Annotated in this window: 22 protein-coding genes; 18 read left to right on the top strand and 4 right to left on the bottom strand. The window is 64.9% G+C overall.

The features are described 5' to 3' along the window. Positions 1-29 precede the first annotated feature (29 nt). Positions 30-2,051 carry a transketolase gene (gene tkt, locus OKW45_RS15255; protein WP_429469590.1) on the top strand — a complete coding sequence of 674 codons (2,022 nt, stop codon included), beginning with the start codon at positions 30-32 and terminating at the stop codon, positions 2,049-2,051. 112 nt (positions 2,052-2,163) lie between these two features. Continuing rightward, on the top strand, positions 2,164-3,174 hold the full coding sequence (gene gap / locus OKW45_RS15260; protein ID WP_008923882.1) for a type I glyceraldehyde-3-phosphate dehydrogenase: 1,011 nt from the start codon (positions 2,164-2,166) through the stop codon (positions 3,172-3,174). 70 nt (positions 3,175-3,244) lie between these two features. Here the strand turns inward: gap and OKW45_RS15265 are convergent, their stop codons facing one another. After that, positions 3,245-3,931: a FadR/GntR family transcriptional regulator gene (locus OKW45_RS15265; RefSeq protein WP_018421812.1), complete on the bottom strand. Its 687-nt coding sequence runs from the start codon at positions 3,929-3,931 to the stop codon at positions 3,245-3,247. 234 nt (positions 3,932-4,165) lie between these two features. Between OKW45_RS15265 and OKW45_RS15270 the strand changes: the two genes are divergently transcribed. The 3 genes from OKW45_RS15270 (at position 4,166) to OKW45_RS15280 (ending at position 7,178) form a co-directional block, all read left to right on the top strand. Continuing rightward, positions 4,166-5,494, top strand: a complete 1,329-nt coding sequence (locus OKW45_RS15270; protein WP_429469593.1) for a C4-dicarboxylate transporter DctA — start codon at positions 4,166-4,168, stop codon at positions 5,492-5,494. A 133-nt stretch (positions 5,495-5,627) separates the two neighbouring features. After that, on the top strand, positions 5,628-6,638 hold the full coding sequence (alc, locus tag OKW45_RS15275) for an allantoicase (RefSeq protein WP_429469596.1): 1,011 nt from the start codon (positions 5,628-5,630) through the stop codon (positions 6,636-6,638). A 27-nt stretch (positions 6,639-6,665) separates the two neighbouring features. Further along, positions 6,666-7,178 (top strand): ureidoglycolate lyase, encoded by a 513-nt coding sequence (locus OKW45_RS15280; protein WP_184006537.1) that lies wholly within the window; start codon positions 6,666-6,668, stop codon positions 7,176-7,178. A 101-nt stretch (positions 7,179-7,279) separates the two neighbouring features. Here the strand turns inward: OKW45_RS15280 and fur are convergent, their stop codons facing one another. Further along, on the bottom strand, positions 7,280-7,708 hold the full coding sequence (fur, locus tag OKW45_RS15285) for a ferric iron uptake transcriptional regulator (protein WP_013090534.1): 429 nt from the start codon (positions 7,706-7,708) through the stop codon (positions 7,280-7,282). A gap of 152 nt (positions 7,709-7,860) precedes the next feature. Here fur and OKW45_RS15290 point away from each other — a divergent pair, with 152 nt between their 5' ends. The 9 genes from OKW45_RS15290 (at position 7,861) to OKW45_RS15330 (ending at position 17,801) form a co-directional block, all read left to right on the top strand. Continuing rightward, on the top strand, positions 7,861-8,694 hold the full coding sequence (locus OKW45_RS15290) for an outer membrane protein assembly factor BamE (protein ID WP_429469599.1): 834 nt from the start codon (positions 7,861-7,863) through the stop codon (positions 8,692-8,694). Between the two features lie 352 nt (positions 8,695-9,046). Next, complete coding sequence (gene dapB / locus OKW45_RS15295; RefSeq protein WP_026226037.1) at positions 9,047-9,844, top strand: 4-hydroxy-tetrahydrodipicolinate reductase; 798 nt, start codon at positions 9,047-9,049, stop codon at positions 9,842-9,844. Positions 9,845-9,922: 78 nt separating this feature from the next. After that, complete coding sequence (locus OKW45_RS15300) at positions 9,923-10,642, top strand: MotA/TolQ/ExbB proton channel family protein (protein ID WP_429469602.1); 720 nt, start codon at positions 9,923-9,925, stop codon at positions 10,640-10,642. A gap of 91 nt (positions 10,643-10,733) precedes the next feature. Next, positions 10,734-11,165: an ExbD/TolR family protein gene (locus OKW45_RS15305; protein WP_429469605.1), complete on the top strand. Its 432-nt coding sequence runs from the start codon at positions 10,734-10,736 to the stop codon at positions 11,163-11,165. Positions 11,166-11,349: 184 nt separating this feature from the next. Continuing rightward, positions 11,350-13,941: a leucine--tRNA ligase gene (gene leuS / locus OKW45_RS15310; protein WP_429469608.1), complete on the top strand. Its 2,592-nt coding sequence runs from the start codon at positions 11,350-11,352 to the stop codon at positions 13,939-13,941. A gap of 89 nt (positions 13,942-14,030) precedes the next feature. Further along, on the top strand, positions 14,031-14,582 hold the full coding sequence (locus OKW45_RS15315) for an LPS-assembly lipoprotein LptE (protein WP_184006532.1): 552 nt from the start codon (positions 14,031-14,033) through the stop codon (positions 14,580-14,582). Positions 14,583-14,636: 54 nt separating this feature from the next. Beyond that, positions 14,637-15,764, top strand: a complete 1,128-nt coding sequence (gene holA, locus OKW45_RS15320; RefSeq protein WP_429469612.1) for a DNA polymerase III subunit delta — start codon at positions 14,637-14,639, stop codon at positions 15,762-15,764. 285 nt (positions 15,765-16,049) lie between these two features. Continuing rightward, a complete protein-coding gene (locus OKW45_RS15325; RefSeq protein ID WP_429469615.1) occupies positions 16,050-17,321 on the top strand; it encodes a glutamate-5-semialdehyde dehydrogenase in 1,272 nt (423 codons plus the stop codon). 63 nt (positions 17,322-17,384) lie between these two features. Next, complete coding sequence (locus OKW45_RS15330) at positions 17,385-17,801, top strand: CopD family protein (protein WP_018421800.1); 417 nt, start codon at positions 17,385-17,387, stop codon at positions 17,799-17,801. A gap of 114 nt (positions 17,802-17,915) precedes the next feature. Here the strand turns inward: OKW45_RS15330 and OKW45_RS15335 are convergent, their stop codons facing one another. Continuing rightward, a complete protein-coding gene (locus tag OKW45_RS15335; RefSeq protein ID WP_018421799.1) occupies positions 17,916-18,761 on the bottom strand; it encodes a MurR/RpiR family transcriptional regulator in 846 nt (281 codons plus the stop codon). A 298-nt stretch (positions 18,762-19,059) separates the two neighbouring features. Here OKW45_RS15335 and edd point away from each other — a divergent pair, with 298 nt between their 5' ends. The 4 genes from edd to OKW45_RS15355 all read left to right on the top strand — a co-directional run bounded on the left by edd (position 19,060) and on the right by OKW45_RS15355 (position 23,836). Further along, positions 19,060-21,027, top strand: coding sequence for a phosphogluconate dehydratase (gene edd / locus OKW45_RS15340; RefSeq protein ID WP_429469618.1), 1,968 nt, complete (start codon positions 19,060-19,062; stop codon positions 21,025-21,027). Positions 21,028-21,029: 2 nt separating this feature from the next. Then, positions 21,030-21,671, top strand: coding sequence for a bifunctional 4-hydroxy-2-oxoglutarate aldolase/2-dehydro-3-deoxy-phosphogluconate aldolase (eda, locus tag OKW45_RS15345; RefSeq protein WP_018421796.1), 642 nt, complete (start codon positions 21,030-21,032; stop codon positions 21,669-21,671). A gap of 256 nt (positions 21,672-21,927) precedes the next feature. Then, positions 21,928-23,331, top strand: a complete 1,404-nt coding sequence (locus OKW45_RS15350) for a GntP family permease (RefSeq protein ID WP_429469621.1) — start codon at positions 21,928-21,930, stop codon at positions 23,329-23,331. 10 nt (positions 23,332-23,341) lie between these two features. After that, entirely contained in the window at positions 23,342-23,836 is a 495-nt protein-coding gene (locus OKW45_RS15355) for a gluconokinase (RefSeq protein ID WP_184006527.1), read from the top strand. Positions 23,837-23,934: 98 nt separating this feature from the next. On the opposite strand, the gene purB is transcribed toward OKW45_RS15355, so the two are convergent. Beyond that, entirely contained in the window at positions 23,935-25,323 is a 1,389-nt protein-coding gene (gene purB, locus OKW45_RS15360) for an adenylosuccinate lyase (protein WP_018421793.1), read from the bottom strand. Positions 25,324-25,363: the final 40 nt, after the last annotated feature.

Below are 25,363 nucleotides of genomic sequence, written 5' to 3' on the forward strand. Positions count from 1 at the left end.
CGCTTTCTGACTCTGTCTCCGGACTCGACATGACGACCCCGTCTCCCGCACCCACCTCCCTGATGGCCAACGCGATCCGCGCGTTGGCCATGGACGCCGTTCAAAAGGCGAACTCCGGTCACCCCGGCATGCCGATGGGCATGGCCGAAATAGGCGTCGCCCTGTGGTCGCGTCATCTGCGCCATAACCCGAAGAACCCGCAATGGGCCGATCGCGACCGCTTCGTGCTGTCGAACGGTCATGGCTCGATGCTGCTGTACTCGCTGCTGCATTTGACCGGCTACGACCTGCCGATGGAAGAGCTAAAGAACTTCCGACAGCTCCATTCGAAGACGCCGGGTCACCCCGAATACGGCATCACGCCGGGCGTCGAGACGACCACCGGCCCGCTCGGCCAGGGTCTCGCGAACGCGGTCGGCATGGCGCTCGCCGAATCGCTGCTCGCCACCGAATTCAACAAGCCCGACGCCAGGATCGTCGATCACCACACGTACGTGTTCGTCGGCGACGGCTGCCTGATGGAAGGCATCTCGCATGAAGCCTGCTCGCTCGCGGGCGTGCTGAAGCTGAACAAGCTGATCGCGTTCTACGACGACAACGGCATTTCGATCGACGGCGAAGTGGTGCACTGGTTCCACGACGACACGCCGAAGCGCTTCGAAGCGTACGGCTGGAACGTGATCCCGAACGTGGTCGGCCATGACGTCGACGCGGTCGACGCTGCGATCAAGCAGGCGAAGCTGTCGGACAAGCCGACGCTGATCTGCTGCAAGACCGTGATCGGTGAAGGCGCGCCGACCAAGGCGGGCTCGCACGATTCGCACGGCGCGCCGCTCGGCGACAAGGAAATCGCGGCGACGCGCGAAGCGATCGGCTGGAAGTGGGAGCCGTTCGTGATTCCGCAGGAAGTCTACACGGCATGGGACGCGAAGGAAGCGGGCGCGCGCTTCGAAGCGGAATGGGACGAGGCGTTCGCTGCTTACGCGGCGAAGTACCCGCAGGAAGCGGCCGAATTCAAGCGCCGCAGCGCGAAGCAACTGCCGGCCGACTGGAAAGATAAGGCGAAAGCGATCATCGCCGGCGCGAACGAGCGCGCTGAGACCGTGGCGACGCGTAAGGCATCGCAGCAGGCCATCGAAGGTCTGTCGGCCGTGTTGCCCGAACTGCTCGGCGGTTCCGCCGACCTGACCGGCTCGAACCTCACCAACTGGAAGGCCGCCAAGCCAGTGCGCGTGAATGCCGAAGGCCGTGCCGCCGGCAACTACGTGAACTACGGCGTGCGCGAGTTCGGCATGAGCGCGGCGATCAACGGCGTCGCGCTGCATGGCGGCTACAAGGCGTTCGGCGGCACGTTCCTGACGTTCTCCGACTACAGCCGCAACGCGCTGCGCGTCGCCGCGCTGATGAAGTCGCCGTCGATCTTCGTGTTCACGCACGACTCGATCGGTCTCGGCGAAGACGGCCCGACCCACCAGTCGATCGAACACGTCGCGAGCCTGCGCCTGATCCCGAATCTGCAAACGTGGCGCCCGGCCGACACGGTCGAAACCGCGGTGGCCTGGACCCATGCGATCGAGCATGAAGGTCCGTCGTGCCTGATCTTCAGCCGTCAGAATCTGCAGTTCAACGAGCGCACCGACGCGCAGATCGCCAACGTCGAGAAGGGCGGCTACGTGCTGCGCGACTGGGATGAAGAGATCGTCGCGCGTAAGATCATCCTGATCGCGACGGGCTCGGAAGTCGAACTCGCGATGAAAGCCGTCGAGCCGCTCGCGCGCGAAGGCATCGCCGCCCGCGTCGTGTCGATGCCGTCGACGACCTTGTTCGACAAGCAGGACGCCGAGTACCGCGAACGCGTGCTGCCGCATGGCGTGCGCCGCGTCGCGATCGAAGCGGGCGTGTCGGATTTCTGGCGCAAGTACGTGGGTCTGGAAGGCGGCGTGGTCGGCATCGACACGTTCGGCGAATCGGCCCCGGCGGGCGTGCTGTTCAAGCATTTCGGTTTCACCGTCGAGCACGTGGTGGCGACGGTCAAGGCCGCGCTCGGCTGATGGTTGCGTCGCGTTGCCGTCTCGCCCTCGCGGCTGCGCGCGGCAACGCACCGAACCGGATGTCCGACCAGGCGAACGGAAACGGATTTTTTTAGCCATCAGGAGATAAATCATGACGATTCGCGTCGCAATCAACGGCTACGGCCGGATCGGCCGCAATACCCTGCGCGCCTTCTATGAAAACGGCAAGAAGCACGATATCGAAATCGTTGCCATCAACGATCTGGGCGATGCGAAGACCAACGCCCACCTGACGCAGTACGACACCGCGCACGGCAAGTTCCCGGGCGACGTGTCGGTGGACGGCGACTACCTCGTCGTGAACGGCGACAAGATCCGCGTGCTGGCGAACCGTAACCCGGCCGAATTGCCGTGGGGCGAGCTGGGCGTCGACGTCGTGATGGAGTGCACGGGCTTTTTCACGACCAAGGAAAAGGCGAGCGCGCACATCAAGGGCGGCGCGAAGAAGGTCATCATCTCGGCGCCGGGCGGTAAGGACGTCGACGCGACGATTGTCTACGGCGTGAACCACAACGTGCTGAAGGCGTCGGACACGGTCATCTCGAACGCATCGTGCACGACTAACTGCCTCGCGCCGCTGGTCAAGCCGCTGAACGACAAGATCGGCCTCGTGAACGGCCTGATGACGACGATCCACGCGTACACGAACGACCAGGTTCTGACCGACGTGTACCACGAAGATCTGCGCCGCGCGCGTTCGGCCACGCACAGCCAGATCCCGACCAAGACCGGCGCGGCATCGGCGGTCGGCCTCGTGCTGCCCGAACTGAACGGCAAGCTGGACGGCTACGCAATTCGCGTCCCGACGATCAACGTGTCGGTCGTCGACCTGTCGTTCATCGCCGCGCGCGACACGACGGTCGAGGAAGTCAACGCGATCATGAAGGAAGCATCGGAAGGCGCGCTGAAGGGCGTCCTCGGTTACAACGACGCACCGCTCGTGTCGATCGACTACAACCACAACCCGGCTTCGTCAACGTTCGATTCGACGCTGACCAAGGTGTCGGGCCGTCTCGTGAAGGTGTCGAGCTGGTACGACAACGAGTGGGGCTTCTCGAACCGCATGCTGGACACGGCTGTGGCGCTCGCGAACGCGAAGTAAGTTCGGGTTTCACGCTGCATGAAAAAGCCGCTCTTCGGAGCGGTTTTTTTTCGTCTGCGGTTTTTGCCGTCTACGGCGTGGGGAAATAGACGCCGGCGCGCTGCGCGGCGTTCGCGATGTGCGTCTCGATCGCCTTGCCCGCGGCTAGCGAATCGCGGGCCTTCAACGCGTCGAGAATCGCGCGATGTTCGGTGTACGTGGACAGCACCCGCTCGCGCCGGTAGAACGGCATGCGCTGGCTTTCCTGCATGATCTCGGCGCTGCTGCGCAGTATCGACTCGATCGCCGCATTGCCCGCGATGCTGACGATGCGCATATGGAACGCGTAGTCGAGCCGAGCTGCTTCGTCGAGTTCCTCGCAGGCGAGCGCGCTTTGCATCGCGGTGATGTTTTCCTCGAGCCACGCGAGGTCGTCGTTGGTGACCGCGAGCACCGCCATGCGCGCGACGAAGCCTTCGAGCGCGTAGCGCATCTGATACGTGTCGGGCAGCGACGACTGCTCGGCGAAGCGCCACGCCTGCGCGCTTTTCGCCTGCGCGCTTTCCACGTAAACGCCCTTGCCGGGGCGGATCACCAGCAGACCAAGCGCTTCCAGCGTGGAAAGCGCTTCGCGCAGTGACGCGCGGCTGATCGACAGTTCATCGGATAGCTGGCGCTGCGCCGGCAGCAGGCTACCCACCGGATAGACGCCCGCCTCGATACGCTCGCGGATGGTCGCGATGGCCGCGTCGGTGACGGTGTGCGGGACGTTTTTCATGAGGGATCGCTCAGCGTGGTCTGACCGCAATTCTAATACTTGCGCGCGAGAAGGCGCGTCGTGCGCCGTCTGAAATCCCGAATCCGACCCGAAATCGCAAAAGAAACAATGGGGTAAACACTGCTCGATGAGTCCTTGACGTGGGTATATCGGCTTCCTACTATTCGCCATAACAGCACTGGTCGGACCAGTCTGAACAGAAGTGACCGAGACAACCATTCGCAGGAGGAAGCCGTGTTGAAATTCTTCAATTCGCTATTTGGCCGGGTCGTGATAGCGCTCGTGGTCGGCATCGTGCTCGGTGCCGTGTTTCCGCATTTCGCGCAGTCCTTGCGGCCGCTTGGCGACGGCTTTCTGAAGCTGATCAAGATGGTGATCGGGCCGATCGTGTTCTGCGTGGTGGTGAGCGGCATGGCGCACGCGGGCGATTTGCGCAAGGTCGGCCGCGTCGGCTTGAAGTCGGTGATCTACTTCGAGGCGATGACGACGATCGCGCTCGTGATCGGCGCTGTGCTCGCTTACGCGACGCGTCCTGGTGCAGGTATGAACGTGAACCTGAACTCGCTCGATGCGGGGTCGCTCGCGACCTATACCGAGCACGCGAAGAGCCTGAAGGACACTGCGGGCTTCCTGCTGAAGATCATCCCCGACACGGCGATCAACGCGTTCGCGACCGGCGACATTCTGCAGATCCTCGTGTTCTCGGTGCTGTTCGGCTCGGCGCTGTCGCTGCTCGGCAAGCGCGCGCAGCGCGTGAGCGGGTTGGTCGATGAGCTGTCGCAGGTGTTCTTCCGCGTGATGGGCTTCATCATCAAGCTCGCGCCGCTCGGTGTGCTCGGCGCGATCGCGTTCACGACCGGCACCTACGGCGTCGAGTCGCTGAAGCAGCTCGGCATGCTCGTGCTGGTGTTCTACGCGAGCTGCGTGGTGTTCGTCGTGCTCGTGCTCGGCGCGGTGATGCGGCTCGCCGGCTTCAGCATCTTCAAGCTGATCCGCTATCTGCGCGAAGAACTGTCGATCGTGCTCGGCACCGCGTCGTCCGACGCCGTGCTGCCGCAGATCATGCGCAAGCTCGAATGGATGGGCGTCAAGGATTCGACGGTCGGTCTCGTGATTCCAACCGGCTACTCGTTCAATCTCGACGGCTTCTCGATCTATCTGACACTCGCGGTGCTGTTCATCGCGCAGGCGACCAACACGCCGCTGTCTACTCATGACCTGATCGTCGTCGTGCTGGTGTCGCTGGTGACGTCGAAGGGCGCGCACGGCATTCCGGGCTCAGCGATCGTGATTCTCGCGGCGACGCTCTCCGCTATTCCCGCGATTCCGGTGCTCGGTCTCGTGCTGATTCTGCCGGTCGACTGGTTCGTCGGCATCGCCCGGGCGCTCACCAACCTGATCGGCAACTGCGTCGCGACAGTGGTGGTCGCCGTGTGGGAAAACGATATCGACAAGGCGCGCGCGCATCGCGTGTTAAATCGCGACGCGGCGCTGCGCTACGTGCCCGTCGTCGACGACACGCTCGTCGAACCCGGTGCGGCCGAACCCGCGCCAGCGGTCTGACGGCTGCGTGGGGATCTGGTCTGACCAGACGAACCGGCATCGCTTTCCAGATAGCTCCTCGACCTTTTTCGCAAAGCCGGCGGTTGCCGTGGCGCCGCCGGCTGTTTCTGACCTCTCGATACCGACCGACATCATGGCCAACCCGATCCTCGACCCGAACGCTCCCGCCTTCACACGCCGCTACATGAACCTCGCCGATCCGCGCCTCGGCGCGAAGGCGCTGTTCGCCAGCGACGAATTCTTCGCGCCGAAAGAGCGCATGCTCGACCCGCAGCCGGCGGTGTTCATCCCCGGCAAATACGACGACCACGGCAAGTGGATGGACGGTTGGGAGACGCGTCGCAAGCGCACGACCGGCCATGACCATTGCGTGATCCGGCTCGCGCGGCCGGGCGTCGTGCATGGGGTCGATCTCGATACGAGCCACTTCACCGGCAATTTCCCGCCGGCGGCGTCGATCGATGCCTGTCATAGCGACGCTGACGTGCCGCCCGAGCACGCCGACTGGCAGCCGCTCGTGCCGGCGACAACGTTACAGGGCAACCAGCATCACTACGTCGAAGTGAAAGACGTGCGCCCGGTCACCCATCTGCGCGTGAGTCTGTATCCAGACGGCGGGCTCGCGCGACTGCGCGTGTATGGCCAGCCGCAGCGCGACTGGAGCCGCGTCGAGCGCGGCACGCTGCTTGATCTCGCCGCGATCGAAAACGGCGCGTACCTCGTCGCCGCGAACAACCAGCATTTCGGGCCGGCCTCGCAGATGCTGATGCCGGGCCGTGGCGTGAACATGGGCGACGGCTGGGAAACGCGGCGGCGCCGCGAGCCGGGCAACGACTGGGCGATCGTCGCGCTCGCGCGGCCCGGCGTGATCCGCAAGATCGAAGTGGACACCGCGCACTTCAAGGGCAACTTCCCGGACCGCTGTTCGCTGCAGGCGGCATCGGTGACGGGCGGCACAGACGATTCCCTCGTCACGCAGGCGATGTTCTGGCCGGTGCTGCTCGGCGAACAGAAACTGCAGATGGATCACCTGCACGCGTTCGCGGACGACCTCGCCGTGCTCGGGCCGGTCACGCACGTGCGCTTCAACATCTTCCCGGACGGCGGCGTATCGCGCCTGCGTCTGTGGGGCGAGATCGCTTAACGCAAGCCACGTCATGGAGCGGCACGCATGAAGATCCTGCAGATGGAACGCCTGACGCGCGCAGCCTTCGCGCCGTTCGGCGACGTGATCGAACTCGACGGCGCGCGTCGTTTTCCGATCAACGGCGGTACCACCGAGCGCTATCACGACCTCGCGCGCGTCGACGTGGCGGAGCAGGGCGGCCGGCCGCTCGTCAGTCTGTTTCGCGCGCAGCCGCGCCCGCTGCCCGTCGAGATCACGATGATGGAGCGGCATCCGCTCGGCAGCCAGGCTTTCATTCCCTTACGCGCGGGCCGATATCTGATGGTGGTCGCGCCCGCCGGCGAGTTCGACGCCGCGCGTATGCGCGCGTTCTGGACCGATGCGTGGCAGGGCGTCAATTACGCGAAAGCGGTCTGGCACCATCCGCTGCTCGCGCTGGATCAGGTCAGCGACTTCATCGTCGTCGATCGCGGCGGCGATGCGCCGAATTGCGACGAATTGCAGTTGGCCGAGCCGTGGCGGCTCGCCTTCGAGCCGAGCGTGGAGTCGGTCGGATAGCGGCGATTGCCGCCGCCTGAATAAAAAGACCCGGCCGATGCCCATCGGCCGGGTCTTTTTTCTGACTTGCCAGGTCGCGTTCGCAGGCGACCCGCGACGCATCAGTGCTTACGATGCGGACAATTTTCCTTCGTGCACGCCCCATACAGCGCCAGCGCGTGTTCCTGCAGCTTGAAGCCGCGTGCTTTGGCGATGGACTGCTGACGGCTTTCGATTTCGGGGTCGAAAAATTCCTCGACCAGCCCGCAATCGAGGCACACGAGGTGGTCGTGGTGCGACCCCTCGTTCAGTTCGAACACCGCCTTGCCCGATTCGAAATTGCTGCGCGAGAGCAGGCCGGCCTGCTCGAATTGCGTCAGCACCCGATACACGGTGGCAAGACCGATATCGAGCTCCTCGTGCAGGAGGTTGCGGTACACGTCTTCGGCGGTCAGGTGACGCACCGGGCTATGCTGGAAAATCTCAAGAATTTTGAGGCGCGGAAGGGTCGCCTTGAGCCCGATATTCTTGAGATCGGTTGGATTGGTCATGACAAGGGATCCCTAGAGTACAATGCTGGGCTCTCATAGTAATGTGTTTTGGCGTTCTGGTCATTTTCGATGGAATGAGCGCGGCCCGCAAGCGGGCCCGCACAGTGAGTGAAATGATTTCTAAATCTCAATTGATCTACCGGGGGAGCCGCATGCGGGGTACCTTGATCGCTGTTGCGACTGTCGCAGTTCTTGCCGGATGTTCCACGTACGACAGCCTGACACAGCGCGTTGCCCAACGCATTACGCCGTATCGGATTACGGTGGTGCAAGGTAACTTCGTGTCACAGGAAATGGCCGATCAGATGAAGGTCGGCATGACGCGCGCGCAAGTGCGTCAGGTGCTCGGCACGCCGCTGCTGACCGACATGTTCCACGCGGATCGCTGGGATTACGTGTTCTATTTCAAGCGCGGCAACACCTCGATCGTTCAGCAGCGCGACTTCGTGGTGTTCTTCTCGGGTGACCTCGTGACCCACTGGACGGGTGGCGAGGATCTGCCGACCAATCTCGAATTGCTGGCCGAGATCGACGGCGACCGCCGTGGCCGCAGCCCGAACGCGACGCCGCCGCGCGCGGCGAGCGCGGCGGCGGCCGCCAGCGAGGCAGCCGCCGCCAGCGCGGCCGCCGCCGCGGCACCGGCGACTGTGGATACTACGCGCTCGCCTTCGGTCGAAGGCGCCCAGCAGGCCGCCACGCCGTCCATGGACGCCAACGCGGAAGCCGCCCAGGCGGCCAATCGCGCAACGAGCGCGGTGCCGACGCCGAGCCGCGCGCCGTCCGTGCGGTCGGCCGTGCCGAGAGCGGGCGCTGGCGGGATCCCCACGCAAGGCCCGACGTCCGGCGGTCAGCCGCAGTTCCAGTTCAAGCGTCCGCCGCCGCCCGCTCAGGAGAACGAGAGCAACCCGGTCGGCCCGACGGGCTCGCAAAGCAGCGGCAGCCCGACGCTGAACACTTCGCCGGCGACGCCGGGAACGAGCAACTGATTTGCTCGTCGGTGTTGTGAGGCGGGCTGCGCGCCACATGTGCGGCGCCCGCCAGATGTGTGTTTGTCCGGTACCAGGCGAGGTCGGAAATGCGCCGCTTGGGCCGCATGAATGTGTTGCCGCGGTTGCCGCGGCAACGGTCGCCGCAGCGGGCCGTATCGGTCAGTCACCTGAGCGAGCCGTCCCGATCGGCCGCCCCCATTGGCCCCAGCAGCGAGCCGGGTGATTTTGCTCCCTGCCGCCGCGTGTCCCTATATCGACCGGGCGCATTCCCCGGCACACTGGTCCTGGCATTCGCCGGGCGGCGTTTGCCGGGCTCCATACGGTTGACTCTTTTCGAATCCTCATCGTCATGAAAATTGCCATTGCAGGCGCATCGGGCCGGATGGGCCGCATGCTCATCGAAACCGTCCTCAACGATGCCGACGCGACGCTGTCCGGCGCGCTCTGCCGTACGGGCGCTGCGCAGCTTGGCCAGGACGCCGGCGCGTTCCTCGGCAAAGAGACCGGCGTGCTGCTGTCCGACGACATCGAGCGTGTGTTCGCCGAATCCGACTACCTGATCGACTTCACGCGTCCCGACGCGACGCTCGCGCATCTCGAAGCCGCGCAGCGCCACGACGTGAAAATGGTGATCGGCACGACTGGCTTCGACAACGCGCAAAAAGCGCAGCTGCGCGTGGCGGCGCAGAAGATCGGCGTCGTGTTCGCGTCGAATATGAGCGTCGGCGTGAACGTTACGCTGAAGCTGCTCGAATACGCGGCGCGGCACTTCTCGACCGGCTACGACATCGAGATCATCGAGGCGCATCATCGTCACAAGGTCGACGCGCCGTCCGGCACCGCGCTGACGATGGGCGAAGTGATCGCCAACGCGCTCGGCCGCAACCTCGATGACTGCGCGATCTACGGTCGCGAAGGCGTGACCGGCGAGCGCGATCCGTCGACGATCGGCTTCTCGGCGATTCGCGGCGGCGATATCGTGGGCGATCATACGGTGCTGTTCGCTGGCATCGGCGAGCGCATCGAGATCACGCACAAATCGGCAAGCCGCCTGTCATATGCACAAGGCGCGCTTCGTGCTGTACGCTTCCTCGAAGGCCACGACAACGGCTTCTTCGACATGCAGGACGTGCTCGGCCTGCGTTGAGCGAAGCCCGTTGCGCATAGGCGGAGTAGCGCATCCCGAGCGCGCCCTCCCGAAGTCACTTTCCCAAGGCGAGGTCAGATGGCAGGCAGCAGCGGCATCATCCATTACCTGCAAACGAGCGACGCAATCACGCATGGCGTCGCCTATGTGCTGCTGGCCATGTCGATTGCGAGCTGGTGTTTTCTGATCGTCAAGAGCTGGATTCTGACGCGCGCGAAACGCCAGGCCGACCGGGCGATCGCGCGCTTCTGGCAGGCGCCGACGCTCGCCGAAGGCGTCGCCATCCTGCGCCGCACTGATCGTGAGCGCGTGTTCGCGCCGCTCGCCGAGGCGGCGCTCAATGCGGCCGAGGTCGACATTCCGGGCGCGCTGCTCGCGCGCGTCGAGCGCAGCGAACGGGTGCTGCGCGCGCTGCGCCAGGCGCTCAATGCGTCGCAGCGGCGGCTCGAGTTCGGTCAGGTGCTGCTTGCGTCGGTTGGCAGCACCGCGCCGTTCGTGGGTCTGCTCGGCACCGTATGGGGTATCTATCACGCGCTCGGCAGCATCGCGGCGAGCGGGCAGGCGCAGATCGAGAACGTCGCGGGACCGGTGGGCGAGGCGCTCATCATGACCGCGTTCGGTCTGGTGGTGGCGATTCCGGCGGTGCTCGCGTACAACGTGCTGGGCCGCCTCGTGCGGCAATTGTCCGAGGAGTTGGACGGCTTCGCGCACGATCTGCATGCGTACGTGTGTTCCCCAACCGAGCACGCGCCGACGCCTCCGCGCGCGCAGCAGGCGGCGCGCGAGGCGCACCGCTGACTTGTCACGCGCGGCGGGCTCCGCACATCGCGAGCTTCCTCGCACGACACACCGCCCATCGCACGGGCAAGCTCAGACGCAAGGAGGCGAGATGGCATTCGGCGGACTCGAGAAGAAGCAGACGGCCGCGCCGATGGCCGAGATCAACATGACGCCGCTGATCGACGTGATGCTGGTGCTGCTGGTGATCTTCATCATCACCGCGCCGCTGTTCTCGCACGCGATCCGGCTCGATCTGCCAAAGGTCGCGGCGGCGCCCGCGCGCCAGACCCCGCAAACCATCTCCCTTTCGATCGACGGCGCCGGCAAGCTCTACTGGAACGGCAAGCCGATCACGCTCGCGCAGATGCGCGAGCAGTTTGCCGAGGCCGGCAAGCGGGCGGACCAGCCGGACATCCAGTTGCGCGCGGAGCGCTCGACGCGCTACGAAGTGATCGCGCAGGTGATGGGCGCCGCGCAGCAGGCGGGGCTCGAACGGATCGGCTTCGTGACGGACCCGCCGCCGCCCGCCGCGCAGCACTGAGCGCCACCGGGTGCGCACCGCGTTCACGAATCCGGCATACCCAGTCCCGCACCACGCCGCGCGGCGCACCCGTCCGCGAACGGTATAATCAGCCCTTTCCCCGCAGAAGGGGAAACGACGCAACGACATTCTGCAGAGCACCGGGCCGGTGCGAAAGCACCGAACCTGGCGATCCCATCACACCATGCACGAAAAATACGTTCCCTCCGACGTCGAAGCCGCCGCGCAAGGGCAATGGCGCGCGATCGACGCCTACAAGACGACGGAAACCACCGACAAGCCCAAGTTCTACTGCGTCTCGATGCTGCCGTATCCGTCGGGCAAGCTGCACATGGGGCACGTGCGCAACTACACGATCAACGACGTGATGTACCGCTATCTGCGGATGAACGGCTACAACGTGCTGATGCCGATGGGTTGGGACGCATTCGGCATGCCGGCGGAGAACGCCGCGATGGCCAACAACGTGCCGCCCGCGCAGTGGACCTACGACAACATCGCTTACATGAAGAAGCAGATGCAGTCGATGGGCCTCGCGATCGACTGGTCGCGCGAAGTCGCGACCTGCAGCCCTGACTACTACAAGTGGAACCAGTGGCTGTTCCTGAAGATGCTCGAAAGAGGCATCGCGTACAAGAAAACCGGCACCGTGAACTGGGACCCGGTCGACCAGACCGTGCTCGCGAACGAGCAGGTGATCGACGGGCGCGGCTGGCGCTCGGGCGCGCTCGTCGAAAAGCGCGAAATCCCGATGTACTACATGCGCATCACGCAGTACGCGGATGAACTGCTGAACGATCTCGAAGGCCTCGGCTGGCCCGAGCGCGTGAAGATCATGCAGCAGAACTGGATCGGCAAGAGCTTCGGCGTGAACTTCGGCTTCCCGTATGAAATCGACGGCGAACAGAAGCTGCTGCGCGTGTTCACGACGCGCGCCGACACGATCATGGGCGTCACGTTCTGCGCGATCGCCGCCGAGCATCCGCTCGCCACGCGTCTCGCACAAGACAAGCCGGAACTGCAGCCGTTCATCGACGAATGCAAACGCGGCGGCGTCGCCGAAGCCGACGTCGCGACGATGGAAAAGAAAGGCATGGCCACCGGCTTCTACGTCACGCATCCGCTGACGCGGGAGAAGGTCGAGGTGTGGATCGGCAACTACGTGCTGATGACTTACGGCGAAGGCGCGGTGATGGGCGTGCCCGCGCACGACGAGCGCGACTTCGCGTTCGTGAAGAAATACGGTCTGCCGGTAAGGCAGGTCGTCGCGGTCGAGGGCAAGGAATTCTCGACCGAAGCGTGGGCGGAGTGGTACGGCGAGAAGACCGGCACGCTGGTGAACAGCGGCAAGTACGACGGCCTCGCCTACGACGAAGCCGTAGACCGCATCGCCGCCGATCTCAAGGAACTGGGCCTCGGCGACAAGCAGATCACGTGGCGTCTGCGTGACTGGGGCGTGTCGCGCCAGCGTTACTGGGGCACACCGATCCCGATCATCCACTGCCCGAAGTGCGGCGACGTGCCGGTGCCGGAAAAAGACCTGCCGGTCGTGCTGCCGGAAGACCTCGTGCCGGACGGCACGGGCAATCCGCTCGCGAAGTCCGAAGCGTTCCTGAACTGCACGTGCCCGAGCTGCGGCGGTGCGGCAAAGCGTGAAACCGACACGATGGACACCTTCGTCGATTCGTCGTGGTACTTCTACCGCTACGCGTCGCCGAATGCGAAGACGATGGTCGACGAGCGCACCGACTACTGGGCGCCGATGGATCAATACATCGGCGGTATCGAACACGCGATCCTGCACCTGCTGTACTCGCGTTTCTGGGCGAAGGTGATGCGCGACCTCGGTCTCGTGAAGTTCGGCGAACCGGCGAAGAACCTGCTCACGCAGGGCATGGTGCTCAACGAAACCTATTACCGCGAAAACGAAGCGGGCAAGAAGACCTGGTACAACCCGGCGGAAGTGACCGTGTCGTTCGACGACAAGGGCCGCCCGGTCGGCGCGGTGCTCAACGCTGACGACCAGCCGGTCGTGCTCGGCGGCGTCGAGAAGATGTCGAAGTCGAAGAACAACGGCGTCGACCCGCAGATGCTGATCGATCAGCACGGCGCGGACACCGCGCGTCTGTTCGTGATGTTCGCGGCTCCGCCCGAGCAGCAGCTCGAGTGGTCGGGTTCGGGCGTCGAAGGCGCGAGCCGCTTCCTGCGTCGCGTGTGGAACTTCGGCTATACGAACGAAGTCGCGCTGCGCGCGGGCGGCCAGTTGGACGCCGCACGATTCAACGACACCGACAAGGCGCTGCGTCGTGAGATCTATAGCGTGCTGAAGCAGGCCGATTTCGACTATCAGCGTCTTCAGTACAACACGGTGGTATCGGCCGCGATGAAGATGCTCAACGCGCTCGACGGCGCGAAGGGCGCGCAGACCGCCGTGCTGCGTGAAACCTATGGTGTGATGCTGCGCGTGCTGTACCCGGTCGTGCCGCACCTGACGTTCCAGCTGTGGCAGGAGCTCGGCTATGCCGACGAATTCGGCCCACTGCTCGACGCGCCGTGGCCGAAGGTCGACGAGAAGGCGCTCGAACAGGCCGAGATCGAACTCGTGCTGCAGGTGAACGGTAAGGTGCGCGGCGCGATCACGGTCGCGAAGGACGCGTCGCGCGAAGCGATCGAGCAGCTCTCGGCCGAGCACGCAATGGTCGTGAAGTTCAGCGAAGGCAAGGCGCCTAAGAAGATCATCGTGGTGCCGGGCCGTCTCGTGAACGTGGTCGTTTGACGTTTCCACACCCTCATCCGGCAGACGGAGCGCCGCCCGCCCGGCGGCGTTCCTCGGCACCGCGAATCCACTGCGAACCGGGAGCGAATGTGACTCGCAGATCGTTTTTGACGCTCGCTTGCAGCGTAATGATGTTGTCGGCCTGCGGCTTTCAGTTGCGCGGCCAGCAGGACTTCGCGTTCAAGCGCCTCTATGTGGCGGGCGGCTCGCCCGCGGCCATGGCGCGCTTCACGCGCATGGTACAGGGCGGCAGCGACACCGTGGTGGTCAGCTCGCCCGCCAATGCCGATGCGCTGCTGCAGATCACGCAGAACCGCAACGTCAGCACGCTGACGCTGAATTCGCTGGGCGTCGTCGCCGAGTATCAGCTGAATCTGCAGATGACCTACACGCTGACCGGCAAGGACGGCACCGTGTTGATTCCGGGCAGCGTGATCGCGCTGAACCGCGCGATGACCTATAGCGACCAGTTCTCGCAGGCGAAGGCCGCCGAGTCCGACATCCTGTTCGCCGACATGGAAAACGACGCGGTCGATCAGCTCATCCGCCGTCTCGGCGTGGTGCGCTCGCTGCATCCGACGCCGGCCGAGGCCGTGCCGGCCATCGCGCCGCGCGCACCGCTGCCGCCGCCGCCGCTGTGAGCATCGCGCCGTTCGTGATTCGTCGAATCTCATCCATCCCGTCAACCGCCAGCCATGCAACTGCGACCTGACGCGCTCGAAGCGCATCTCGCCCGCGGCCTCGCCGGACTGTACGTCGTATACGGCGACGAGCATCTGCTCGCGCAGGAAGCGTGCGATCGCATCCGCGCGGCGGCGCGCGCGGCCGGTTTCACCGACCGCTCGGTGTTCACGGTCGAGCGCGGTTTCGACTGGAGCTCGCTGCTCGGCGCGAGCCAGTCGATGTCGCTGTTCGGCGACCGTCAGCTGGTCGAATTGCGCATTCCGTCGGGCAAACCCGGTAAGGAAGGCGCCGATGCGCTGAAGGCGCTCGCATCCACCGTCAACGACAACGTGCTGACGATGATTACGCTGCCGCGCCTCGATGCGGCCACGCAAAAGTCGGCATGGTTCACCGCGCTCGCCGACGCCGGCGTCGCGCTGAAGATCGATCCGGTCGAGCGCGCGCAGCTGCCGAACTGGGTCGGGCAGCGGCTCGCGGCCCAGGGTCAGCGCGTCGCAGCCGGCGAGGAGGGGCGGCGTGCGCTCGCGTTCATCGCCGAGCGCGTCGAGGGCAATCTGCTCGCCGCGCATCAGGAAATCCAGAAGCTCGGGCTGCTGTATCCGAACGGCTCGCTGAGCTTCGATCAGGTTCAGGACGCGGTGCTCAACGTCGCGCGCTACGACGTGTTCAAGCTCAACGAGGCGATGCTCGCGGGCGACGTCGGCCGTCTCGCGCGCATGCTCGACGGGCTGCGCGGTGAAGGCGAGGCCGCGGTGCTCGTGCTGTGGGCGGTCGTCGAAGAAGTGCGCACGCTGCTGCGGATCAAGCGCGGCGTCGCGGCCGGCAAGCCGCTCGCGATGCTCACGCGCGAGAACCGCGTGTGGGGTCCGCGCGAACGGCTGATCGGACCTGCGCTGTCGCGCGTCAGCGAAGCGGCGCTCGAGAAGGCACTCGCGCTGGCGGCGCGGCTCGACCGGCAGGTGAAGGGGTTGTCGGGCGGCACGCCGGGCAATCATCGCAACGATCCGCCGCCCGATCCGTGGGACGGCCTGTTCGAACTCGCGATGACGGTGGCGGCGCCAAAACCTTCGGCAGCGTCGACAGTGCCGCCGCCGCTACCTCGGGCGTCGACTGCGGCGCCAGCGCGGCGGCCAGTCTAAGCAGCTGGGCGCGGGCGAGCTTCGGCAGCGATCGATTTTCGCGCGTGAGTGCCGAAACATCGGCTGAGGCCAGCAGTCGCGTAGCAACCGTCAGTCGCCTCATGCAGACCATCGCGTTTCGCGCGCCCCCCGCTCGACGCAATGCATCGGCAAACCCGTGACAGCACAGCGCACTCGCCGCCCGAGCGCGAGCAAAGCCCCGGTACCCGACTTACAATCGTTTGATCTTTCGCTAATCCTGCCCGACCACCGCATGCCAACGTGCGGGGCATCACGAGAATGACCATGGATATCGACCAGTACATGACCGACCTCGGCCAACGCGCCCGTCAGGCTTCGCGCGCGATGGCGCGGGCGTCGACCGCCGCGAAGAATGCGGCGCTCGCGGCCGTTGCCGAGGCGATCGAGCGCGATGCCGATCTGCTGAAGGCCGCCAACGCGCGCGACCTCGAACGCGCCCGCGGCAAGGGCCACGATGCCGCGTTCATCGACCGGTTGACGCTGTCCGACAAGGCGCTGAAAACGATGGTCGAAGGTCTGCGCCAGGTCGCGGCGCTGGCCGACCCGATCGGCGAGATCAGCAATCTGAAGTATCGGCCGAGCGGTATCCAGGTCGGCCAGATGCGTGTGCCGCTCGGGGTGATCGGCATCATCTACGAATCGCGCCCGAACGTGACGATCGACGCGGCGGCGCTGTGCCTGAAGTCCGGCAACGCGACCATTTTGCGCGGCGGCTCCGAAGCGCTCGAATGCAATACCGCGCTCGCGAAGCTGATCGGCGAGGGCCTCGAAGCGGCCGGTCTACCGCAGGACGCGGTGCAGGTGGTCGCGACGTCGGACCGCGCGGCGGTCGGCAAGCTCATCACGATGACCGAGTACGTCGACGTGATCGTGCCGCGCGGCGGCAAGAGCCTGATCGAGCGTCTGATGAACGAAGCGCGCGTGCCGATGATCAAGCACCTCGACGGCATCTGCCACGTCTATGTCGACGATCGCGCTGACCTGGCTAAGGCGCTCAACGTCTGCGACAACGCGAAGACGCACCGCTACGGCACCTGCAACACGATGGAGACGCTGCTGGTCGCGCGCGGCATTGCGGCCGAAGTGCTGCCGCCGCTGGGCACGCTGTATCGCGGCAAGGACGTCGAGCTGCGCGTCGATGCGGCGGCGCGCGCGGTGCTGGCCGATGCGGGCGTCGGCCCGCTCGTCGACGCGACCGAGGAAGACTGGCGCACCGAATATCTCGCGCCGGTGCTCGCGATCAAGGTGGTCGACGGCATCGACGCGGCGATCGAGCACATCAACACGTACAGCTCGCGGCACACCGACGCGATCGTCACCGAAGACCACGACCGCGCGATGCGCTTCCTGCGCGAAGTCGATTCGGCGAGCGTGATGGTCAACGCGTCGACGCGTTTCGCGGACGGCTTCGAGTTCGGCCTCGGCGCCGAGATCGGCATTTCGAACGACAAGCTGCACGCGCGCGGCCCGGTCGGCCTCGAAGGGCTGACGTCGCTGAAATACGTCGTGCTCGGTCACGGCGAAGGCCGTCAATAAGCACGAATCGAAGCGCCACAACCACCGGCGCCACAACAACAAGGACCACAAGGACCCCCGCCGATGCTTTGGGTAAAGACGTTTCACATCGTATTGATTGCCTCCTGGTTTGCCGGCCTGTTCTATCTGCCGCGCATCTTCGTCAATCTGGCGATGGAAACGGAACCCGCCGCGACGGCCCGTCTTCTGCTGATGGCGCGCAAGCTATTCCGCTTCATGAGCTTCATCGCCGTGCCCGCGATCGCGTGCGGCCTGTGGTTGTGGCTCGTGATCGGCATCGGCAGCGGGCAGGGCTGGATTCACGCGAAGGTCGGCGTGGTCGTGCTGCTGGTCATCTATCACGCGTATTGCGGCGTGCTGTTGCGCAGGTTCGAGCGCGGCGAGAATCGCCGCTCGGACAAGTGGTATCGGATGTTCAACGAGCTGCCGGTGCTCGGTATGCTCGCGGCGGTCGCGCTGGTGGTGATCAAGCCGTTCTGAGCGGCCGACGCCGTTAAGCAGGGCGCTCGAATAGACCAAAAAGGGCGGTATGCCGGTTGAATGGCACACCGCCCTTTTGCGTTATCCCGTCGTTCCGCGTTCCATCGCAGCGGTTCACCCCTGCGAATCCACCCGCCGCCGGTGGATCACTTCCTTCGTCTGCGCGAGCTTCTCCACCAGTTCGGGCCCGCGGCTCAGCGCGACGCCGACTGCAAGAATGTCGCCGATCGCCAGATGTGACACGCGCGAGGTCATCGGGGAGAAGATGTCGGTGTCTTCGTCGACATTCGCAAAGAGGCCCACGGTTGCGAGCCGCGCGAGCGGCGAGTTGCCGTGCGTGATCGCGATCACCTTCGCGCCCGCGTTCAGCGCGGCCTTCGCGGCATCGATAATGTCGCGCGTGCGGCCCGTATTGGAAATCGCGACGACCACGTCCCCAGGCCCGAGCAGCGCGGCCGACATCAGAAACGTGTGCGGGTCCGAATACGCGACGCTCGGCATGCCGAGCCGAAAGAACTTGTGCTGCACATCGAGCGCGGCGATGCCTGAGCCGCCCGCCCCGTAGAACTCGATGCGCTTCGCTTGCGCGAGCATGTCGATCGCCGCCGCGACGCTATCCGACGACAGATTGTTGCGCACCTGGATCAGCGCGCCGATCGTCCGGTCGAGCACTTTCGCGGCGACGCCCGGCGTCGGCTCGTCGGGCCGCACGTCGCGATAGACGGCGGGCACTTCGCTGGCGATGCCCTGCGCGAGGCGGATCTTGAATTCGCGAAAGCCGGAAAAACCGAGCGCGTGACAGAAGCGCGCGATGGTCGGCTGACTCACGCCCGCGCGCGCGGCGACCTCGGTCATCGAGAGATCTAGCACCTCGCGCGGCGCCTCGATCACGTAATCGGCCAGCTTGCGCTCTGACGGGCGCAACTGGTCGCGCATCTCTTCCACTTGGGACAGCATCATCGGAAAACTCGCACTATGCTGAAGAACGTGTGGACTATATCCGATTGGTCGTTGGCGCACAAAAGCTAGGTACAAAAACTACATATCGGCGAATAAGTGTATTCCCTGGGTTTCTGCTGTAAAGCGCTGAAGCACCGCCAATGCGGCGATCTGGCGCTCCGCGCCATGCGGCGCCGCAACAGAGCTCGTCATTGCGATCATGTAGTTTTTCTACTAGGATGAGGTCGTTCGATTTTACAACCCCGCGATACCGCCTGGCGTCATGCGTGCGCCTGCCGCCAGCGACGAAGGAGCTCCGATGGTTTCCCCGCATTCGCAATTGTTGAAGGTCACGCAACGCGTGATCGAGCGCAGCAAGCCCACGCGCGAAGCGTATCTGGCCCGCATCCAGCATGCGCAGGGGCGCTTTCCGGCGCGCGGCGCGTTGTCGTGCGCGAACCTCGCTCACGGTTTCGCCGGCCTGGAGGGCAACGACAAGCTCGTGATCAAGCACATCCGCGAGCCGAATATCGGCATCGTGTCGTCGTACAACGAGATGCTGTCGGCGCACGCGCCGTACAAAAACTACCCGGACATCATCAAGCAGGCCGCGCGCGAAAACGGCGGCGTCGCGCAATTCGCGGGCGGCGTGCCGGCGATGTGCGACGGCGTCACGCAGGGCAACGCGGGCATGGAGCTGTCGCTGTTCTCGCGCGAAGTGATCGCGATGAGCACGGCCGTCGCGCTCACCCACAACATGTTCGACGCGGCGCTGTGCCTCGGCATCTGCGACAAGATCGTGCCGGGCCTGCTGATCGGCGCGCTGCAATTCGGCCATCTGCCGACCATCTTCGTGCCGGCCGGCCCGATGACGAGCGGCCTGTCGAACGACGACAAAGCCAAGACGCGTCAGCAGTTCGCGACCGGCCAGTGCGGCCGCGACGCGCTGCTCGAAGCGGAAGCGGCCGCCTATCACAGCCACGGCACCTGCACGTTCTACGGCACCGCGAACAGTAACCAGATGCTGATGGAAGTGATGGGCCTGCATCTGCCGGGCTCGGCCTTCGTGCATCCGCACACACCGCTGCGCGACGCGCTGACCGCGCAGGCCGCGCGCCGCGTGCTCGATCTGACGGTCGAGCGCGGCCACTACATGCCGATCGGCCATGTGGTCGACGAGAAGGCGATCGTCAACGGCATCGTCGCGCTGCTGGCGACCGGCGGCTCGACCAATCACACGCTGCACCTCGTCGCAATCGCGCGCGCGGCCGGCATCGTGATCGATTGGGACGACTTCGACACGCTGTCGCAGGCGGTACCGCTGCTTGCGAAGATCTATCCGAACGGCAAGGCCGACGTGAACCACTTCCACGCGGCGGGCGGCGTTGCGTTCCTCGTGCGCAATCTGATCGAGGGCGGTCTGCTGCATGAAGACGTGAACACGGTCGCGGGCAAGGGCCTGAAGCGCTACACCGAGGAGCCGAAGCTGCTCGACGGCAAGCTGCAATGGGTGGCCGGTGTCGAGGCGAGCGCGGACACAGCGGTGCTGCGCGGCATCAAGGAGCCGTTCCAGCCGGACGGCGGCCTGCGTCTGATGCAGGGCAAGCTCGGCCGCGGCGTAATCAAGATTTCGGCGGTCGCGGCTCAGCATCGCAAGGTGAAGGCGCCGGCAATCGTGTTCGATTCGCAGGAAGCGGTGCAGGAGGCGTTCGACAAGGGCGAGCTCAAGCGCGACTTCATCGCGGTGGTGCGCTTCCAGGGCGCACGCGCAAACGGCATGCCCGAGTTGCATCGTTTGACGCCGCTGCTCGGTGTGCTGCAGGATCAGGGTTTCCATGTCGCGCTGGTGACCGATGGCCGTATGTCGGGCGCGTCGGGCAAGGTGCCGGCGGTCATTCATCTGTCGCCGGAAGCATTGCTGCAAGGCCCGATCGGCAAAGTGCGCACGGGCGACATGCTGGTGATCGACGCCGAAGCGGGCGTGCTCGACATCGAGATCGACGCAGCCGAGTGGACCGCGCGTCCGAACGCCGAGCCGCTGCATCAGGCGGACAACGAAGTCGGCTTCGGCCGCGAGCTGTTCGGCGTGTTCCGTGCGGCGGCGGCGCCGGCGGAGCAGGGCGCGTCGGTGTTCGGCAAGCTGGTCGGCGAGGGCGGCACGGTCGACGGCCAGCACGGCCACGGCAGCCATCACAAGCACGGCCACGACGGTGACCATCAACCCAGCGACCATCATCACACGAGCACCGCGCAAGCCGGCGCGGCGCTGCAGAAACAAGGAGTCTGACTATGACGTCGAAAACAGTAAGCGATATCGTGCGCCTCGGCCCGGTGATTCCGGTGCTCGCGTTCGACACGGTCGAACAGGGCGAACACGTGTCGCGCGCGTTGCACGCGGGCGGCGTGAAGGTGCTCGAAATCACGCTGCGCACGCCGGCGGGCCTCGGCGCGATCGAGCGTGCGTGCGAACTCGCCGACGACATCGTGGTCGGTGTCGGCACGATCACGAAGCCCGAGCATTGCGCCCAGGCGAAGAAGGCCGGCGCGCAGTTCGGCGTGTCGCCGGGTCTGACCAAGGACATGCACAAGGCCGCGCAGGATGTGGGTCTGCCGCTGTTGCCCGGCGTGATGACGCCGTCGGACATCATCCTCGCGCTCGAGCTCGGCTACGAGATCGTCAAGTTCTTCCCCGCACAGCAGGCGGGCGGCGTGCCGATGCTGCAGGCGTTCCACGGCCCGTTCCCGACGCTGAAGTTCTGCCCGACCGGCGGCATCACGCCGGAAAGCGCGCCGCACTTCCTGTCGCTGCCGAACGTGGTCTGTGTCGGCGGTTCGTGGCTCACGCCGAAGGCCGCGCTCGCCGCGCAGAACTGGGACGAGGTCACGCGCCTCGCGCGCGCCGCGAGCCAGCTGGCGGCACCCGCGCACTAAGCGCTACAACCCGATAGCGCATCGATCAACTGAAGCGGGCCCAGGAGTCTCGTCGATACAGCCGCATCTGGCTGTCGCGCCGAGACTCTTTTTTTACTTGATATGCGTGCTGGATTTGCGCGCGTTTTCGGGAAACAGACAGTAAAATTCAGCGTCCGCGCGGCTAGCCGGATTGTCAGGCATCGCGCAGGTTGCCGTGAGACGAGGTGGCGGCCGCATCCGCACTCTGAAATCAATAAACCAAAGGAGGGGCTTCATGGAATCTGCCCACGGCAGCATGCTGCTGGTCTACGCGTTAATCGCGATCGCGTTGCTGATCTTCATGATCACGCGCTTAAAGGTCTATCCGTTTCTCGTCCTGATCATCGTCTCATTGCTGTTGGGCCTCGTGGCCGGCATGCCGATGCAGACCATCGTCAAATCGTTCGAAACGGGGAACGGCAACACGCTGGGGCACATTGCCATCGTCGTCGGTCTCGGCACGATGCTCGGCAAGATGATGGCCGAATCGGGCGGCGCCGAGCGCGTCGCGACCACGCTGATCAACTGGTTCGGCGAGAAACACATTCACTGGGCGATGATGGTGGTCGCGATCATCGTCGGCTTGCCGGTGTTCTTCGAAGTCGGTTTCGTGCTGTTGATTCCGATCGCGTTCAACGTCGCCAGGCGCACCAACAAATCGCTGCTGCTGGTCGGCCTGCCGATGGTCGCGGGTCTGTCCGTCGTGCACGGGCTGATTCCGCCGCACCCGGCCGCGCTGCTCGCCGTGCAGGCGTATCACGCGGACATCGGCAAGACGATCGCCTACGGTCTGATCGTCGGCGTGCCGTGCGCGATCGTCGCCGGTCCGCTGTTCGCGTTGCTGGTGAGCCGCCATATCCAGTTGCCGAAGGAAAACGCGCTTGCCGCGCAATTTCTGGGCAGCGACGTGAAGGACGCCAACGGCGTGCAAAGTGGTAACGCCGCGAAGGCCGCTGCACCGAAGCGCGAACTGCCGGGCTTCGGCATCACGCTGGCCACGATCCTGTTGCCGGTGGTCCTGATGCTGGTCGGCAGCTGGGCCGACCTGGTCTTCGAGCCGAAGACGCTGCCGAACGATCTGCTGCGCTTTTTCGGCAACACTGACGTCGCGCTGCTGACGGCCGTGCTGGTCAGCTTCTGGACCTTCGGCGCGAGCCGCGGCTTTAACCGCGAGCAGATCCAGAAGTTCTGCGGAGAATGTCTGGCGCCGATCGCGGGTATTACACTGATCGTCGGTGCGGGCGGCGGTTTTGGCCGCGTATTGATTGATAGCGGCATTTCGAAGGAAATCACCAACGTGGCGACCGCGGTGCATCTGTCGCCGCTGCTGTTCGGCTGGCTCGTCGCGGCGATGATCCGTCTCGCGACCGGCTCGGCCACCGTCGCGATGACGACCGCCTGCGGCATCGTCGCGCCGATCGCGGCGGCGGGCGCGGTGCAGGTGAAGCCGGAACTGATGGTGCTCGCGACCGGCTCGGGCTCGCTGATCTTCTCGCACGTGAACGACGGCGGCTTCTGGCTGATCAAGGAATATTTCGGCATGACGGTGGTGCAGACCTTCAAGACGTGGTCGCTCCTCGAAACCATCATTTCGGTGATGGGGCTGGGCCTGACCTTCGCACTCGCGGCGGTCCTGTAAGGAGTTTCAAATGATTCTGATCGCAATGGGCGTGTCGGGCGCCGGCAAGACGAGGATTGGCGAAATGCTGGCCGAGCGCCTGCATTGCGCGTTCACCGACGGCGACGCGTTCCATAGCGCGGCGAACAAGGAGAAGATGCACCACGGCATTCCGCTCACCGACGAAGACCGCTGGCCGTGGCTGAAGACGATCCGCGCGGCGATCGAGGAAAAGCAGAAAGCGGGCGAGACGGCGGTGTTCACGTGTTCGTCGCTGAAGCGCTCGTATCGCGACATTCTGCGTGCCGGCGACAAGGACGTGTGCTTCGTCTACCTGAAGGGTTCGCGCGAGGTGCTCGCGGAGCGTCTCGGGCATCGCACCGGGCATTTCTTCGATCCGTCGCTGCTGGAAAGCCAGCTCGATACGCTCGAGGAGCCCGGTGACGATGAAGCGATCACGGTCAGCATCGATCTGACGCCGGAACAGATCGTCGACGAGGTGCTCAAGCAGGTCGAAGCGCGCTGAGTCTTTGATCGCTTCGCGTTCCAGCTTCGAACGCGGGACGTAAAAAAGCCGCTCCTCGGAGCGGCTTTTTTACGCATTGAAGAAGCTGGGCCAGCCGATCAGCCGATCCGCTTCGCCAGTTCGACGGCCCGGCCGATGTACGAGCCGGGCGTCATCGCGAGCAGGCGGTCCTTCGCGTCCTGCGGAATCGCCAGGCCGCCAATGAAGCTCTGCAGTGCCTCGCGCGTGATGCCCTTGCCGCGCGTGAGTTCCTTCAGCTGCTCGTACGGATTCTCGATGCCGTAACGGCGCATCACGGTCTGCACCGGCTCGGCCAGCACTTCCCAGCAGTTGTCGAGGTCTTCGTTCAGACGTTGCGCGTTCACTTCGAGCTTGTCGAGGCCGCGGATCAGCGAGTCGTACGCGAGCAGCGAGTAGCCGAACGCGACGCCGATGTTGCGCAGCACCGTCGAATCGGTCAGGTCGCGCTGCCAGCGCGACACCGGCAGCTTGTCGGCGAGGTGACGCAACGTCGCGTTCGCGAGGCCGAGGTTGCCTTCCGAGTTTTCGAAGTCGATCGGGTTGACCTTGTGCGGCATGGTCGACGAACCGATTTCGCCGGCCTTCGTGCGCTGCTTGAAGTAGCCGACCGAGATGTAGCCCCACACGTCGCGGTCCAGATCCAGCAGGATCGTGTTCGCGCGCGTGATCGCGTCGAACAGCTCGGCCATGTAGTCGTGCGGCTCGATCTGGATCGTGTACGGATTGAACGTGAGCTTCAGACGGTTCTCGACGACATCCTTCGAGAACGCTTCCCAGTCGAACTCCGGATACGCGGACAGGTGCGCGTTGAAGTTGCCGACCGCGCCGTTCATCTTGCCGAGCAGTTCGACCTTCGCGATACGTTCGATCGCACGCGCGAGCCGCGCGGCGACGTTGGCGATTTCCTTGCCGAGCGTGGTCGGGCTGGCCGGCTGGCCGTGCGTGCGCGACAGCATCGGCTGGGCGGCGTGCGCGTGCGCGAGCGCAACGAGGCGTTGATGCACCGAGCGCAGCGCCGGCAGGATCACGTGTTCGCGCGCGCCGGCAAGCATCAGGCCGTGCGACGTGTTGTTGATGTCTTCCGACGTGCACGCGAAGTGGATGAACTCGCTCGCGCGCTCCAGTTCTTCATGGCCCTTCACCGATTCCTTCAGCCAGTATTCGACGGCCTTCACGTCGTGGTTCGTCACGCGCTCGATTTCCTTGATGCGCGCGGCGTCGTGCGCGGTGAAGCGCTCGGCCAGTTGCAGCAGGAACTGCTCGGACGCCTCGGAGAAGCGCGGCACTTCGGCGAAGCCGGCGCGCGACAGCGCGATCAGCCAGTGGATTTCGACCGTCACGCGATTGCGCATGAAGGCGGCTTCCGAGAGCCAGTCGCGCAGGGCTTCGGTTTTGGCGGCGTAGCGGCCGTCGAGCGGGGAAAGCGCGTTCAGCGCGAACAGGGTGTCGGGGCGGGTGTCGGACATGATGAGGACCGGGTTGAAGCGGTTGAGCGCTCAGCGAGCG

It is taken from the genome of Paraburkholderia lebeckiae, from assembly GCF_050436225.1.
GTDB classification, from domain to species: Bacteria; Pseudomonadota; Gammaproteobacteria; order Burkholderiales; family Burkholderiaceae; genus Paraburkholderia; species Paraburkholderia tuberum.